The organism is Sphingobium sp. ba1, from assembly GCF_000743655.1.
In the GTDB taxonomy this organism is placed as follows: Bacteria; Pseudomonadota; Alphaproteobacteria; order Sphingomonadales; family Sphingomonadaceae; genus Sphingobium.
This window is the reverse complement of the sequence record NZ_JPPQ01000069.1, coordinates 2,045,764-2,060,473: the sequence shown is the minus strand read 5'-3', so window position 1 is coordinate 2,060,473 and position 14,710 is coordinate 2,045,764. Positions and strand designations below refer to the sequence as shown.

Annotated in this window: 18 protein-coding genes; 1 reads left to right on the top strand and 17 read right to left on the bottom strand. The window is 64.7% G+C overall.

The window, feature by feature from the left end:
• Positions 1–6 precede the first annotated feature (6 nt).
• The 17 genes from queC to IL54_RS24660 all read right to left on the bottom strand — a co-directional run bounded on the left by queC (position 7) and on the right by IL54_RS24660 (position 13,415).
• Complete coding sequence (queC, locus tag IL54_RS13045) at positions 7–699, bottom strand: 7-cyano-7-deazaguanine synthase QueC (RefSeq protein ID WP_037476229.1); 693 nt, start codon at positions 697–699, stop codon at positions 7–9.
• Positions 700–748: 49 nt separating this feature from the next.
• Positions 749–1,153, bottom strand: coding sequence for a DUF3617 domain-containing protein (locus IL54_RS13040; RefSeq protein WP_037476227.1), 405 nt, complete (start codon positions 1,151–1,153; stop codon positions 749–751).
• Between the two features lie 141 nt (positions 1,154–1,294).
• Positions 1,295–2,248, bottom strand: a complete 954-nt coding sequence (hslO, locus tag IL54_RS13035; RefSeq protein ID WP_052027693.1) for an Hsp33 family molecular chaperone HslO — start codon at positions 2,246–2,248, stop codon at positions 1,295–1,297.
• A gap of 46 nt (positions 2,249–2,294) precedes the next feature.
• The gene (gene argF, locus IL54_RS13030) at positions 2,295–3,224 is read right to left on the bottom strand and encodes an ornithine carbamoyltransferase (protein ID WP_037476225.1); all 930 of its coding nucleotides are present in this window, start codon (positions 3,222–3,224) and stop codon (positions 2,295–2,297) included.
• A 104-nt stretch (positions 3,225–3,328) separates the two neighbouring features.
• The gene (locus IL54_RS13025; protein WP_037476223.1) at positions 3,329–4,525 is read right to left on the bottom strand and encodes an aspartate aminotransferase family protein; all 1,197 of its coding nucleotides are present in this window, start codon (positions 4,523–4,525) and stop codon (positions 3,329–3,331) included.
• A gap of 156 nt (positions 4,526–4,681) precedes the next feature.
• Entirely contained in the window at positions 4,682–5,077 is a 396-nt protein-coding gene (locus IL54_RS13020) for a flagellar export chaperone FliS (protein WP_037476222.1), read from the bottom strand.
• Positions 5,078–5,094: 17 nt separating this feature from the next.
• On the bottom strand, positions 5,095–6,498 hold the full coding sequence (gene fliD, locus IL54_RS13015; RefSeq protein WP_037476221.1) for a flagellar filament capping protein FliD: 1,404 nt from the start codon (positions 6,496–6,498) through the stop codon (positions 5,095–5,097).
• A 71-nt stretch (positions 6,499–6,569) separates the two neighbouring features.
• On the bottom strand, positions 6,570–7,022 hold the full coding sequence (locus IL54_RS13010) for a hypothetical protein (RefSeq protein ID WP_037476220.1): 453 nt from the start codon (positions 7,020–7,022) through the stop codon (positions 6,570–6,572).
• 77 nt (positions 7,023–7,099) lie between these two features.
• Positions 7,100–8,236 carry a flagellar type III secretion system protein FlhB gene (flhB, locus tag IL54_RS13005; protein WP_037476219.1) on the bottom strand — a complete coding sequence of 379 codons (1,137 nt, stop codon included), beginning with the start codon at positions 8,234–8,236 and terminating at the stop codon, positions 7,100–7,102.
• Positions 8,237–8,238: 2 nt separating this feature from the next.
• On the bottom strand, positions 8,239–9,021 hold the full coding sequence (gene fliR / locus IL54_RS13000; RefSeq protein ID WP_037476218.1) for a flagellar biosynthetic protein FliR: 783 nt from the start codon (positions 9,019–9,021) through the stop codon (positions 8,239–8,241).
• The gene (fliQ, locus tag IL54_RS12995; protein WP_037476216.1) at positions 9,018–9,290 is read right to left on the bottom strand and encodes a flagellar biosynthesis protein FliQ; all 273 of its coding nucleotides are present in this window, start codon (positions 9,288–9,290) and stop codon (positions 9,018–9,020) included. The genes fliR and fliQ overlap by 4 nt, the downstream gene beginning before the upstream one ends.
• Before the next feature lie 106 nt (positions 9,291–9,396).
• The gene (fliP, locus tag IL54_RS12990; RefSeq protein WP_037476215.1) at positions 9,397–10,158 is read right to left on the bottom strand and encodes a flagellar type III secretion system pore protein FliP; all 762 of its coding nucleotides are present in this window, start codon (positions 10,156–10,158) and stop codon (positions 9,397–9,399) included.
• Positions 10,159–10,252: 94 nt separating this feature from the next.
• Positions 10,253–10,516 (bottom strand): FliO/MopB family protein, encoded by a 264-nt coding sequence (locus IL54_RS12985; RefSeq protein WP_037476212.1) that lies wholly within the window; start codon positions 10,514–10,516, stop codon positions 10,253–10,255.
• 88 nt (positions 10,517–10,604) lie between these two features.
• Positions 10,605–10,940 (bottom strand): flagellar motor switch protein FliN, encoded by a 336-nt coding sequence (gene fliN, locus IL54_RS12980; protein ID WP_037476210.1) that lies wholly within the window; start codon positions 10,938–10,940, stop codon positions 10,605–10,607.
• On the bottom strand, positions 10,937–11,821 hold the full coding sequence (locus IL54_RS12975; RefSeq protein WP_037476208.1) for a flagellar motor switch protein FliM: 885 nt from the start codon (positions 11,819–11,821) through the stop codon (positions 10,937–10,939). Before IL54_RS12975 ends, fliN begins: the two co-directional genes overlap by 4 nt.
• A 51-nt stretch (positions 11,822–11,872) precedes the next feature.
• The gene (locus IL54_RS12970; protein ID WP_037476206.1) at positions 11,873–12,493 is read right to left on the bottom strand and encodes a flagellar basal body-associated FliL family protein; all 621 of its coding nucleotides are present in this window, start codon (positions 12,491–12,493) and stop codon (positions 11,873–11,875) included.
• 28 nt (positions 12,494–12,521) lie between these two features.
• Positions 12,522–13,415 (bottom strand): flagellar hook-length control protein FliK, encoded by an 894-nt coding sequence (locus IL54_RS24660; RefSeq protein WP_052027692.1) that lies wholly within the window; start codon positions 13,413–13,415, stop codon positions 12,522–12,524.
• Between the two features lie 568 nt (positions 13,416–13,983).
• On the opposite strand from IL54_RS24660, the gene IL54_RS24655 reads away from it, so the two are divergent.
• Entirely contained in the window at positions 13,984–14,121 is a 138-nt protein-coding gene (locus IL54_RS24655) for a hypothetical protein (protein ID WP_162182230.1), read from the top strand.
• Positions 14,122–14,710 lie beyond the last annotated feature (589 nt).

Genomic DNA, 14,710 nt, shown 5'->3' with positions numbered 1-14,710 from the left:
GCGCTTTCAGGGCCGCGCGGCGTAGAGGGTGGGATCGGGAAGGCCCGCTTCCTGATACCCCTTTGACCGCAGGCGGCAACTGTCGCACAGGCCGCAATGCTTGCCGTCCGGCGTCGGGTCATAGCAGGACCAACTGATCCCGGTGTCGAGCCCCAGCCGATCCGCCTCCCGCACGATGTCGGCCTTGCTCATATGCTGGAGCGGAGCGTTGATGCGGATCGGGTGGCCTTCCACCCCCGCCTTAGTCGCCAGCGCCGCCATCGTCTGGAAGGCGTCGATGAACTCAGGGCGGCAATCGGGATAGCCCGAATAATCCAGCGCGTTGACGCCGATGAAGATGTCACTGGCCCCGGCAACTTCGGCCAGCCCCAGGGTCAGCGACAGGAAGATGGTGTTGCGCGCCGGGACATAGGTGATGGGAATGTCGTCGCCGACCCCGCTTTTGGGCACGGCGATGTCGGCGGTCAGCGCCGAACCGCCGAACGCAGTCAGATCAAGCGGCAGGACGATGTGACGCATCGCGTTCAAGGACTTCGCGACGCGCGACGCAGCCTGCAGTTCCACGCGATGCCGCTGATTATAATCGATCGACAAGGCGAGCAGACGATAGCCCGCCTCGCGCGCCAATGCACCCGCGACCATCGAATCCAGTCCGCCCGAAAGCAGGACGACGGCGAATTTTCCTTGATTGGCAACCATGGTTTCGCGCTACTGCCCCAATCGCGCCAGCGCAAGCATGGCGCTGCGCTTAGCGGCAGGCGCCAATGCGGCGCCCCTCCGCCACGAAGACGAAGGGCGCGCCATCGGCCACACCTTGCGAGCTGATCTGTATCAGCCGCGCGGTTTCGACGCGCAGGTCGGTGCGGCCATTGCCCGCCGCCGCGCAATCATAGGTGATGCTGGCGGCCTGGGCTTCATCGCTCACCACGAAGCTGCGGCAGGAGGCGCGGGCATGGCGTATCTGCAGCAATTGGCGCACGTCCGATACGCACAGCTTGCGGGTCTCCGCGCCCTTGCCCCGGCCGCGCAATTCCCATTCGCCCGGTTCCAGCGTCTGGAGCGCCGCGAGTTTTGGCGCATCCGCCGCACCGGCCCAGCTTGCTGCCGTCATCGCTGCCGCTATTGCGAGCGTGCGCCAAACCGCCTTTCCCATGATCTATATTCCCATCAAGGGTCACGCGCCATCTGGGCCGCAACCATCCCTGTCCGCCATGCCGTAGGATTACGGCATTTTGATAGCGCGAACCGGCTGCGCTGCCCAAATTACAAATATCGTTAGCGTAACGACACCGCGTCAGGCGAAGCTGTCGACCCGAAGCGGGAAGAGCCGTGAGCAGAAGGCGCAATCGACGCCGATAATGCCCTGCTCGTCGGCCATTTCGGCGCGATCATCGGGCGAGAAGCGGCCGATGACGTCGCGGATATGCGACAGGTCGCAGCGACATCCCTTGGCCAGCGGCGTGGGATCGGTTGCGCGGACTTCCTCTTCCTCATGGAACAGCCGCCAGACGATGTCGCTCAAGGGGAGCGACGTGTCCGTCAGTTCCTCGTCCTTGAGCGTCACCGCGAGCGCCTGCACATGCTCCCATTCGGGGTGATCATGGCGGACGTGCAGCCGTTCGCGGCCGACTTCGCCTTCGGGCAGATGCTGAAGCAACAATCCGGCGGCATAGCAACCCTCGCCCGGTTCGTGCCGGGTAGCGATGCGGATGACGCTTGGGATCTGCTCGGACTGGAAGAAATAATGTTCGGCCGCCGCACCCAGCGATTCGCCGTCCAGCGGCACGATGCCCTGATAGCGCTCGCCGGTGACGGACTGGTCGAAGGTGATGGCGAGATAGCCCTTGCCAAAGAGGCCGAACAAGGTCGGGTCGGGGCCAAGTTCTGCGAGCCGGTCGGCATCGAATTTGGCATAGCCGCGCAGATCGCCATTCTTGTAATCGGCGACCAGCAGGCGGACGACGCCATGTTCGGTCTGCGCCTGCATCGTCAATTGCCCGTCGGCCTGCTTGAGCGTCGCGCCGAGCAGCGCCGCCAGCACCAGCGCCGACGCCAGCAGCCGCTCGATCGCCGGGGGATAGGCATGGGCGGCCAGCACCTCGTCCAGCACCGGGCCGAGCCGCACGAGACGACCGCGCGCATGGCGCGAGGCTATGGTGAAGCCGATGGCATGGTCGACATGGGGGGCGATAGTCACATCAAGGCTCCGGTGTTCCCGCAGGCGATGGCGCGGGGCGTAAGGCCGCATCGGACGATGCGGGCGAGCCGCCTAGATAGGAAGCCCGCCCGTAAACTCAACCAAGATGCCCCATGGCCCAGAGCAGTACCGATTTCTGGGCATGAATGCGGTTTTCCGCCTCGTCCCAGATCAGCGATTGCGGGCCGTCGATCACGTCGGCGGTCACTTCCTCGCCGCGATGGGCGGGTAGGCAGTGGAGGAATTTGGCCTGCGGCTTCGCGCCGGTCATCAGCGCGGGTGTCACTTGATAGGGCATCATCGCAGCCAGTTTTTCCTCGGCATGGGCCTGCCCCATCGAGATCCAGGTATCGGTGACGACGATGTCCGCGCCTGCGACCGCCTCTGCCGCATCGCGGGTCAGGCTGATGCGCGCACCCAGCGCCTGCGCCGCCGCCGCGAAAGATGCGCCGGGTTCATAGCCCTCCGGCACGGCAACGCGCACGTCGAACTTGAGCAGCCCCGCCGCTTCGATGATCGAGTGCAGCACATTATTGCCATCGCCCAGCCACGCCCATTGGCTGCCGGGCAAGGCCACGCCATGTTCGACCACGGTGAGCAGGTCGGCGACGATCTGGCAGGGGTGAGACAGGTCGGTCAGGCCGTTGATGACGGGGACGGTCGCATGATGCGCCATTTCCTCAATCTTGGCATGATCGTCAGTGCGGATCATGATGGCGTCGCACATGCGCGACAGGACGCGCGCCGTATCGGCGATCGTCTCACCACGGCCAAGCTGCGTCGTGGCCGAATCGAGGATCAGCGACGTGCCGCCCAACTGGCGGATCGCCATGTCGAAGGATACGCGGGTACGGGTCGAATTCTTCTCGAAGATCATCGCCAGTGTATGACCCGCGAGCGGTGCATCGGCATCGACGCGCCCCTTGGGCCAGGACGCTCGCGCAGCCTTCCGGTCGATGGCGTCAGCGATCATGGCGGCAATGGCATCGCCGCCTGCGTCGGAGAGATTCAGAAAATGCTTGGTCATGGTAAACACCCATCAGCCGTTCGGGCTGAGCCTGTCGAAGCCCTGCACTTTCCTAAAAGACAAGTGCAGCCCTTCGACAAGCTCAGGGCGAACGGAGGTCAGTCTTAAGCCGCCTTGGCTTCGACAAATGTCCGCGCACCGGCGGAGATTTTCTCGATGGCTTCGGCGATGTGGCTTTCCTCAATGACGAGGGGCGGCAGGATGCGCAGCACATTTTGCCCCGCCGACACGGTCAGCAGGCCATGATGGTCGCGCAGATGCCCCACGAAGCTGCGGGCGTCATGGCTGTCCTTGAGCTTTACGCCCAGCATCAGCCCCATGCCGCGCACATCCTCGAACATGTCGTCATGATTGGGGATGAGTTGTTCCAGCGCGGCGCGCAGACGTGCCCCCATCGCGGTGACATGGTCCAGAAACCCGTCGGTCAGCACTTCCTCGATCACCGTCAGGCCCACCGCCATGGCGAGCGGATTGCCGCCATAGGTGGTGCCGTGGGTGCCGAACACCATGCCCTTGGCCGCGTCCTCGGTGGCGAGGCAGGCACCCAGCGGGAAGCCCGCGCCAATGCCCTTGGCGACGGCCATGATATCCGGCGTGATGCCGAACTGTTCATGCGCGAAGAAGGTGCCGGTGCGGGCATAGCCGCACTGGACCTCGTCCAGAATCAGCAACAGGCCATGCTCGTCGCACGCCTTGCGCAAGCCGACCAGGAATTCCTTGGTCGCTGGCGTCACGCCGCCTTCGCCCTGCACCGGCTCCAGCAGGAAACCGGCCGTGTTGTCATCGATCTGCGCCAGCGCTGCGTCGAGATCATTGAACGGCACGACGGAAAAGCCGGGCAGCAACGGTTCGAATCCATCGCGCATCTTGGGCTGGCTGGTGGCCGAGATCGTCCCCAGCGTCCGCCCGTGAAAGGCATTGTCGAAGCTAATGATGTTATGCCGATGGGCGTTGCCATTGGCATAATGATAGCGACGCGCGGTCTTGATCGCGCACTCGACCGCTTCCGCACCCGAATTGGTGAAGAAGACGGTGTCGGCGAATGTGTTGTCGACCAGCTTCTGCGCCAGCTTCTCCCCCAGCGGCATGCCGTAGAGGTTCGACACATGCATCAGCGTCGCGGCCTGATCAGCGATCGTCTTGACCAGCTTGGGGTGACCATGGCCCAGCAGGTTGACCGCGATGCCGCTCGCGAAATCGAGATAGCGTTCGCCGCGTTCACCGATCAGATAGCAGCCTTCGCCTCGCACCGGACGGACATCGCACCGGGGGTAAACGGGCATGAGCGGCGTAATCGACATGAGCCTTCCCTTTCTGGCTTGATGCTGCGCGTCCTGGGCGCAGGAGATATAACGCAAAAAGGCGACCCCGCCGGGCCGCCCTCTGCGAGCATCGCCTATACAGGCGGCTTGGAAGGGGTGCAACCCCGCAACCGGGCCACTCCGATCGCGCTGGCCTTAGCCGATCTGGTTCCAGGCGTCGGCAATCTCGGCGATCATGGCGCGGGCCTGATCGACCGGTTCTGCCGTCCGTTCCTTGGCCCCCACCAGCAACAGGCGGCGCGCCTCGCGATAAATTTGCGCGAGGCCCAGCGCGACGTCGCCGCCCTTGTCATGGTCCAGGCTCGATTCGAGCGCGAAGAGGATCGACATGGCACGCGCCTGCTTGTCCGACACCTGCATCCGGTCGGCCTGCCGTTCGGCGAGCGCAGCAGCATCCAGCGCCAACAGCAGTTCGTCGAACAATATCCTGACCAACGCATGCGGCGTTGCCCCTTCGGTCCGGCTGCCCGAATGCACCGCTGCATAGCGGCGCGCGGCGCTGGCCCCTGCATAACCCTGATTGTAGAACATGGTCCCGTTCGTCCCCGTTAACTGTCGCTGTTGTTCCACATCTCGATCTGCTGTTCGAGATAGCTTTGCGTAGCTTTGAGCGCCGTCAGGCGCGTTTCCATCTTGGAATAGACGGTCGTGAGCTGCGCTTCGTAACTGGTCATCTGCGTGTCGAGCTTTTCGAGCTGTTCACTCAAGGATTTGGCCAGCGCCTCATATTTTACCTGCGCCTGCGCCAGCGCACCGTCCTTGACCTGCACCCGGTCGCGCACCGCATCCATCATCCCGGCGAGGCCTGGGTTGGTCGCGGTCGCGACCGCCGGATTGAGCATCTGGGTGATCGCCGACGGATCGGCGGCAATCGCCTTGTCGAGGACGTCAGTGTCGAGCTTGAGCGTGCCATCGCGATTGGTGGCGACGCCGATGTCCGACAAGGTGCGATAGGTGCCGCTGCTGGTCAGCGCGGTGGAGGTCATCTGCGACAATTGCCGCTTCATGTCGCGGATCGACGCTTCGCCGTTCAGGACACCGGACGAGGCGGAATCCGCGCCCGTGCTGGTCGATGTGTTGAGCGCCTTCATGAGCGTATTATAGGCATCGACGAATTCGACCATCAGATCGCGCATGGTCGTCGTCGGTTCGGTCGACGCCAGCGTGACCAGCGTGCCCGGCACAGCCTTGTTCAGGTCGATGCGCAGATGGGCGATCGCCGTGTCGATCGTGTTGCTGGCATAGCGCTGCTCCACGCCATCGAGGCTGATGATCGCATCCTTGGGCGTCGCCATCGACGCCATCGTCGCGCTGTCCGTGCCTTCCCAGGCGAATTTCGCCAAGTCCGTACCGCTGACCGAAGCCAGCGAAAAATCATTGGCCGCGCCGGTGGCGCCCTTCATCACCAGCCGCGTCCCCTGCGTATCGGTGATTACCGATGCGGTAACGCCCAGGCCCGCCTCGTTGATGGCGGCGGCAAGGCCGGAATAGCTGTTATTGGCGGCGGTGATGCTGATCGTCGCGCTCTGGCCGCCCACGGTCAGGGTCATTTCCCCCTCCCCCACGGCCGTTGCAGCGGTAGCGCCCACAACCGGGGTCGATGCCAGCGTGCGGGCCGAGGCAAGTTGCTTGACTTCTAGCTGGGCGGGCAGACCCATCGGCACGCCACCCGGCAGCAAGCCGACCGTAGCGATGCTGGGATCATTGGAGGCGGGCGTCCCGGCATAGCCGGTGCCTGCCAGCAGGCTGTTCAATGCATCGGCGAAGGTGTCGATCGAACTGGAGGCCGAGGCGAGCGCGGAGATGCGCGCGCTGTTCAGGCTCTGCCGGTTGGTGATGACCTCCTGCTTGGGATCACGCGTGGCAGCGACCAGGCTGGAAACCAGCGCCTTGGTGTCGATACCCGATCCGACGCCGAGCGCCGTGGTAATGCTGCTGCTGACCGATGCCATTGCGTCGTCCTTTCAGAGGAGAGAACGGCGCTAGCGCGAAGACCTTTAGGAATGATTTGCGAGGGAACTGATCAGTTGGCCGAAGCGACGATCTGATCGACGACGCCGCGCGAAACATGCGCCTGCGCGGCATGGCTGTAGGCGGCACGATCAACCATGCGACGCGCGATCACGGCGGCATGTTCGATCGCTTCCTTGCTGGCAGGGGGCAGCGGCACCAGGATGATCGGCCGGGCCAGCATCGCGTCGATGGACCGCGCCGCGCCATCGACCGACGTGCCGCTGTCCAGGTCGGCCAATATATCGGCGATGCGGGCGTGGATTTCGACATATTCGGCAGCGCTGGCGACATCCTCGTCCACGCTCGCCACATCGATCTGTGGCATCGACGCACGGGCGTCGCGGTCGGGCGATGGGGCGGATCGCCCTGCTGCAATCGGCTGAACGGCCTGCGCAGACGAGATGGCGCGTGGCGCGGTCCGATCGACCGGCGGCAACTCGATACGGGTAAAATAGTCGCTCATGACGCACATCCTAATGCGTCCCCATGAAGAGAATACGGACGAGCGCGGCTAAACTTTAATTCACCATTACGCTTTCGTCACGGCTTGCGACCATCGGCATCGAAGCGCAGATCGTCGGGTACGGTGATGAAGGGGCGGTCCATTTCGCTCGCCATGCGGTTTTCGACGCGGAAGACGAAGGCGAGGACGGTGGCGACCGCCATATAGAGGCCTTCATTGACGACCTGCCCGGCGCGCGAGGTGAAGTAGATGGCGCGGGCGAGGTCGGGATATTGCAGCACGGTGACGCCATTCTGTTCCGCCAGTTCGCGGATGGCGGCGGCGATCGCATCATTGCCGCGCGCGACCACGACCGGCGCGGCATCGACGCCAGGCTTGTAGCGCAGAGCGACCGCGAAATGGGTCGGGTTGGTGATGATGACGCTGGCTTCGGCCACCGCCTGGCGGGTCGATCCGTTCAGCACTTCGAACTGGCGGCGGCGGATCTGGCCCTTGAGTTCGGGCGAGCCTTCGCTTTCCTTATGCTCGTCCTTCACATCCTGTTTCGACATGCCCAGCCGCTTGGCGCGCTGCATGATCTGCGCCGGGACATCGATCCCCGCGATCAGGAACAGCCCGCCCGCCATGACGAGGCAGGTGAGGATGAACATATTGCCAAGATCGGCGATGGCGGGGCCGATGCCCATTTTCCCAAGGCCCGTAATTTCGGTCAGCCGGTCCCAGACCATCCAGATGCCGATCGCGCCGAGCAGGCCGATCTTGGCGATGGACTTCATCAGTTCGATCAGGCCCTGCGCGCCGAACATGCGCTTCAGGCCCGAAGCGGGGTTCATCTTCGACGCCTTGGGCGCGAAGGCGCCGGGGCGGAAGCCGAGCGACCCCAGCAAGGCCGGGGCAGCGATCGCGGCGAGGAAGGTCGCCAGCATCACACCTGCCACCGGCAGCGCGATGCCGGTCAGCAGGTCCAGCCCGCGTTGTGCCGGGGAGAAATCGGTAATGTCCTCGCGCCGGAAGCGCAGCGCCTCGACCAGCATGTCGGAGAGCGAGTCGATCAGCGATGGGCCAGTGACGGCGAGCCAGCCAATGCCTGCCATGACCACCATCGCCGTGCCCAGTTCGCGCGACTGGAGGATGTCGCCCTTCTTGGCGGCATCATCCAGCTTCTTCTGGGTCGGTTTCTCGGTCTTTTCACCGCCCTCATTGCCGCCCGCCATGGCTATTGCCCCTCCGCGATCATGCGGGCCTGCTCAAGGCCTGCCTTGATTGAGGCGGTCATGCCTTCGGCCATGATTGGGACGGCCATGGCAAGGAGGATGAGGCCCGCCATCATCGCGACCGGCATGCCGACGGCGAACAGGTTGAGCGAGGGGGCAGCGCGCGCCAGCATGCCCATGACGATCTGCACCAGCACCAGCGCAAAGGCGACCGGCAGGGCGACGGTGACACCCGCGCCCAGCAACGCGCCGCCAAATTCGATCATCCGCCAGATCGTGTCGTTGGACAGCATCGCCGCGCCCGGCGGGATCGCCTGATAGCTTTGCACCACGAAGCTGGCGAGCAGCAAATGCCCGTCCATGCCGAGCAGCAGGAAGGTCGCGAGGATGGAGAGGAAGGTGCCGAGCACCTGGGTCGACTGGCCCGACGAAGGATCGACCATCGCCGCGAAGTTGAGGCCCATCGCATTGCCGATCGTCTCCCCCGCGACGAAGGCGGCGGCATAGCCAATCTGGACGGCAAAGCCGAGCGCAAGGCCTGCCATCACTTCGCCCGCGACCATCATCACGCCTTCGAAACTGGCGACGCCATCCTGCGGCAGGGTGATGGTGACGCTGTTGAGCGCGGCGAGGCCGAGCGCGAGCGCGAGGATCAGGCGAAGCTGGAGCGGCACGGCGGGCGCGCCGAAGACGGGCGCGGCGATGAAGGCCGCGCCGGGGCGGATCATCGCGATCAGCCAGACCCACAGCTGCGCCTCCACCCCCGCGAAGCCGGGGGCTATCATTGCAGCAGGTCCGGAATGCGATCGAATATCTCGCGGGTGAAATCGGCGATCAGCACCATGATCGATCCGCCGAACAAGGCGAGCATGGCCCCAACCACCAGGATTTTGGGAATGAAGCTCAACGTCTGTTCATTGATCGAGGTCGCTGCCTGAACCATGCCGATGATCAGGCCCGCGATCAGCGCGGGCAGCAGTATGGGTGCCGCCGCGAGTGCGGTGATCCACAGCGCCTGTTGGGCGAGGCCCATGAAGAAATCGGCATTGTCCATCGGGACTAGATACCCCACCCCGTTCGCTTCGAGCGTGTCGAGAAGCGATTGCGCGAACGGTTCTCGACTTCGCTCGAACCGAACGGAAGCAGGTGACGATCCACGGTCATGTCGCGAACGATCCCGCCAGGCTGCCCATCGTGAGCGCCCAGCCATCGACCAGCACGAACAGCAACAGTTTGAACGGCATCGAGATGATGGTCGGGGACAGCATCATCATGCCGAGCGCCATCAGCGTGGAAGCCACGACCAGATCGATGATGAGGAAGGGCAGGAAGATCATGAAGCCGATCTGGAAGGCGGTCTTGAGTTCGCTGGTGACGAAGGCTGGGAGCAGGATGGTGAAAGGAATGTCGGCGGGCGTGCGGAAGGCGGGGGCTTCGGCGAGGTTGGCGAACAGTTTGAGGTCGCTCTCGCGGGTCTGCTTGGTCATGAAACCGTGCAGCACCTTGCCCGACCGGCCGACCGCTTCCTCGATCGTGATCTGGCCCTTGCCATAGGGATCGAAGGCGAGACCGTTAATCTGGTCGATCGCGGGACGCATCACGAACAGCGACAGGAAAAGCGCGAGGCCGACCAGCACCTGATTGGGTGGCGTCTGTTGCAGGCCCAGCGCCTGGCGCAGCAGCGACAGGACGATGATGATGCGGGTGAAGCTGGTCATCATCAGCACGAGCGACGGCAACACCGTCAGCAGGCTCATGAGGATCAGGATTTGCAAGCTGAGCGAGAGCGACCGGCCGTCGCCGGAAATCTGGCCCATGGCGCGGCCTAGCGCGCCGCCATTGTCGGCGGGGGCGGCAGGCGCCGCCTGCGCGAAGGCAGGGTTGCTGACAAAGAGCAACGCCAGCACAACCAACAACGTCATTCCCGCGAAGGCGGGAATCCATCTCCCAGCCTTGCATCTGGTGGCAAACGTCGGGAGATGGATCCCCGCCTTCGCGGGGATGACGGATACGGGGTTAGCGCAGGCGCGCATGGTCGCCTTCCGCGATCTTTTCGATCCGGCCGCGCGTGACCGACAGCAATATCTTCTTGCCCTCGAACTCGACCACCGCGAGCTTGCCAAACGCGCCCATCGGCAGGGCTTCGAGCAGCTTGAGCGAACGGTCGCCCTGCTGGCCCATCATGCCCGGTTGATATTTGCGCCACAGCCACAATGCGCCAAAGGCCATGCCACCGACCAGCGGCAGGAGGATCAGCAGTTTAACGAAATACCAGAACATGATGGAGCCGCCCGCGCTTCATGGTTAATTGGCCCAAGCGATCCGCAGTTTCGATCCGCAAGGCAAGCGCAAAATCGATGCGGTGCGATCAGCCGCGCCGTTCGATGCCTGCAAGCCGGGTTTCGGTCGCCGCGATGTCGACGATGCGGATGCCATAGCGGCCATTGACCGTCACCACCTCGCCCTTGGCGATCAGCGCGCCATTGACCATTATGTCGAGCAGATCGTCGGCCTGGCGATCCAGTTCCACGATACTGCCTTCGGCCAGGTCCATGACTTCGGCGAGCCGCAGCGAGGTCGATCCGACCTCCACCGACATGCGGACCGGAATGTCCGCCAGCAGCTTGAAATGACGATTATTCGTCATCCGGCTGACGGGATCTTCGGCGCGCTCCATCCGGGGGGCTTCGCTCATATCGCTCATTGGTCGGATCCTTGTACGAGTTTTTCAATCTGGAAGGCGGCGCGGCCATCCTGTTCGCCGATGCTGCCATGGGCGACGATGCGGTTGCCCACGATCAGCGGCAGCGAGCGGCCGATCGTGACGGGAATGACATCGCCGACCTTCAATTCCATGAGGTCGGAGACGGAAAGATGGGGCCGGGCCAGCACGGTGCGCGCGGGCAGGCGAATGTCGCGCATCCGCCGGACGATGCGCCCCTGCCATACGGGATCACATTGCTCGTCGTCGGTGGGCAGCTTCGATCCCATCAGCGCTTCGACCGCGCGCAGGGCGGACAGCGGAAAGACGAGATCGATCGGCCATTCCTGCTCACGGGTCAGGCTGACGGTGAAGCGCTGAACGACCATCTGATCGCCGGGCTGGGCGCTGGCGGTGAAGCCGACGCCGGTTTCGCGCATGACGAGGCTGGCATCGAGTGGCAGGACGTCGCTCCACGTCTCGACGACACGCGCGATGATGGCGTCCGCCAGGCGGACGATCAGCCGGTCTTCGGTCGGGGTAAATTCGCCCCGCGAGGGCAAGGGCCGGTTGCCAAGGCCGCCATAGAAGCAGTCGACTAACGTCGAGATCATGGCGGCGTGCATATGCAGCAACACCTGCCCCTTGAGCGGGAGCAAGCGATAGACGGACAGGCTGGCAAAGGCGGGCATGGCGGCCGACCAGACGCCCATATCCATCAGCTGCGTCTCATGCGCGGCGACATGGGGGCGCGTGCCCGATATCGGTTCGATGAGCGTGCGCATGCGCCGGGCGAGCTTGTCGCCCAGCCGGTCCAGCCCCGACAACATCACCGGTGCCTGTGAATCCCCCCGCCCGAAGGCGTAGGTTTGAACGTCGTCCATCTTTGTCCCCTGCCCTGCGGGCCGGGGGACTTCCCGGCCTTCTGGACAGGGCTATTGAATAACGAAATTGGTAAAATAAACGTTATCGACGCCGCCATAACCCGTTTTTTGCTTCAAAATATCGTTAATTATCACCTTGATCTTCGCCTGGAGGGCTTGCTTGCCCTTTGGCGTCGCCAGCATCTCTTCGGGTTGCTGGGCGAGCATCATCAGCACCTGGCTGCGGATCGCCATTTCGTGCGTCTTGATCGCGTCGATCACCCGCAGATCATAATAGGTCGATACCGCCAGCGAAATCTGGGCAAAGGCGTCGGTGTCCGTCATGTTGGACGTGAAGGGCGTCTGCAGCTGGAAATAGGTCGCCTGATAGGCGGTGGGGTTGGCGGGCGGCGGCAGGTCGATGCCCTTGCCATGCGCGCCGCCATGCGTTGCGGATGGGTCGCCATGGGGTGCGGCATGCGCCTTGGCGATATCCTCGGCGCTTTCGCCGGCCAGCACCAGAACGGGTTTGTTGGGATCTTCCTTTGGCCCTTCATCCTTCGGGTTGAAGAAACCGGCGGCATAGAGCCCGCCTGCCGCGCCCGCACCGCCGATCAGCATGGCGATGACGACCAGCAGGATCATCTTCATGCCCCCGCCCTTTTTCTTCTTCGCCTTCGGTTCGTCGCTCATTCTTCCTGTCCCCCAGGCTCAAGGCCGATCATGCGTAGCGCGCGCGAGCGGCATCGCGGGTGTTGTCGCCCGCCTCCGCATGGTTAAGAACGGCCGCGTCGTCGGCGGCTTTATGCGATTGCGCGATATTTTCGCGCGCCTGCCAGCGGCCTTGGCCCTGGCCCTGAAAGGCGGGCTGACCTGCCTGCTGCTGGTGCTGTTGGCCCGGCGCATTCTGTCCCGACGGATCAGGGCGAGTGGCGTCCGTGGCGGCGGGCGCACGCTCGATCTTCACCTCGCTGATCTTCACGGCGGCGAGGCCTGCATCGAGGCGCAAGCGGTCGCCATCCTGGCGCAGCGCCTGTTCGGCAAGGTCGGTGGCGACGGTCAGGGCGACGGTTGCGCCCTTGTCGCCCTGCTGGATGTCGACCTGGATCTGGCCGAGCGTGTCGGCATTGATCTGAAACCGGCCCTGCGCGCCATTGGCCGACAGACCCGCAATGTCGCGGGCCAGACTGTCGATCCACTGGCCCGACACCCCCATGTCCACCACTTGCGCGCCAAGGCTGGCGGAGAGGTCGGCGACGGGTGCCGTAGGCAGGACTGGGGCGAGTGCGACGGGTTGGAGCGTGATCGGCGTCGGCGCGGCTGCAGGGTCGGCACGCGGCATGATCGACAGCGGAGCCGCGGCCTCTCGATCGGTGTCCTGGCGCTGCACGGCTTCCGTCGGCTGCGTAGAGGTAGCACGGCCAGTCATATGATCGCGCACCAGTTGCAACAGCGATACTGCCTCGGCTTTGACGAGCGCTGGCGCCGGTGGCTGGGCATCGGGGGTCAGTGTCGGTAGCGGAGCGGCGGCAACGTCAGTGGGCGCGATGCTCTGCGGTGCGGTGGACGCGACGGGGCTGGCGACTGGGGCCGGGCCTGGATCGCTGACCTTCATCGTTGAACCGGGTGGCGCGGGAGGTGCCGGAACGGACTGCACCGCCTCTGGTGCGGCTGGTGCGGCTGGTGCGGCTGGTGCGGCTGGTGCGGCTGGTGCGGCTGGTGCGGCACTAACTTCCATTGGGGCGGTCGGTTGCGCGGGTGCGGGTGTCGCCGTCGTGATGCGCGCTGCTAGGGGTGCCGCGGCCTTGGTATCCATCGGCGAGGCTTCTGCGACGATAGGCGGCGCAGGGAGCGGAAGAGCCGACGTTGCGGCCACGCCGGTCGCGGCGGCCATCGGGTCGGGCAGCGGCATCGCGGCGGCGGACCGTTCAACCGCAGCGTCCTTAGGCAACGGGCGATCGGGGCGAGTAGCGGCTAGCGGTGCAGCTCCGTCCGGTCGCGCGGGATGAACGGCTTCGGTTTGCCTGACCGGTTCGGCCGATCGGATCGGGGCTTGAGGGGATGGCTGGACTGGCGTTGCGAGAGGGATTGCCGCGTTCTGCGCCGGTGCTGCCGCGTCGGAAACGGACAGCGAAGCGGACAAAGGTTCGGTCTTTTCAGGCCCGGCTGGCGCGTCCGACTCTATGTCCGTTTCGCTGCCCGTTTCGGTATCCGCCATCGGCGCGCGAACCGTGGTGGCGGATGCTTTTGCAGGCGCAGCGATCGCGACTTTGTCGGGTGCGGTAACCGGCTGGGTCACAGGCGTTGAAGGCACGGGTTGAGTGTCCGTTTCCTGCGGGATGGGCGCGCGACTCTCGCCCGTTTCCGGGGTCGGAGTCCGGTGCCGTGTTCGAATTGCAGGCGATGGGCGTGCAGGCGCGGCGTCAGGGCGCGCTGCGGCGGGCACTGCCTCAGGCTGCGGCGCGGCGGGCGCGTCTTGCGTTTCCTGGGGCCGGGTGTCCGTTGCTACCGGTGCCGGTGTGATGCGCGGATCTTTGGCGGGGGTGTCCGCCAAGGCTGCCGCCATCGGGCTGGAGGGCGCCATGGTCGGCGTAGCGGATTGCGGCTGGTCAGGCTGGTCAGGCGCGGATGGAGACTGTCCGCTCTGCTCAGGCCGGGGCGGTTGAACGGGCGTCGCCGCAAATGCAACGGCAAGCGCAGGGGTCGTAGCGTCTGGAACCGAAGGCGCGGCGCGGGGCGTGGCAGGCACGGCTTCTGCGGCTAAGACCGGTGTTCCTGGCACGGAGATGGGGGTGCTGGGCGTCGCAGACGCTGCTCCCGACGCTAGGCTCGGTCCGTTGGGCGCTGCAATTACGGCGCTTGGCGTCGTCGCTGCCGCGCTCGGCGGGGCGGTCGCCGCGTCGAGCAGTT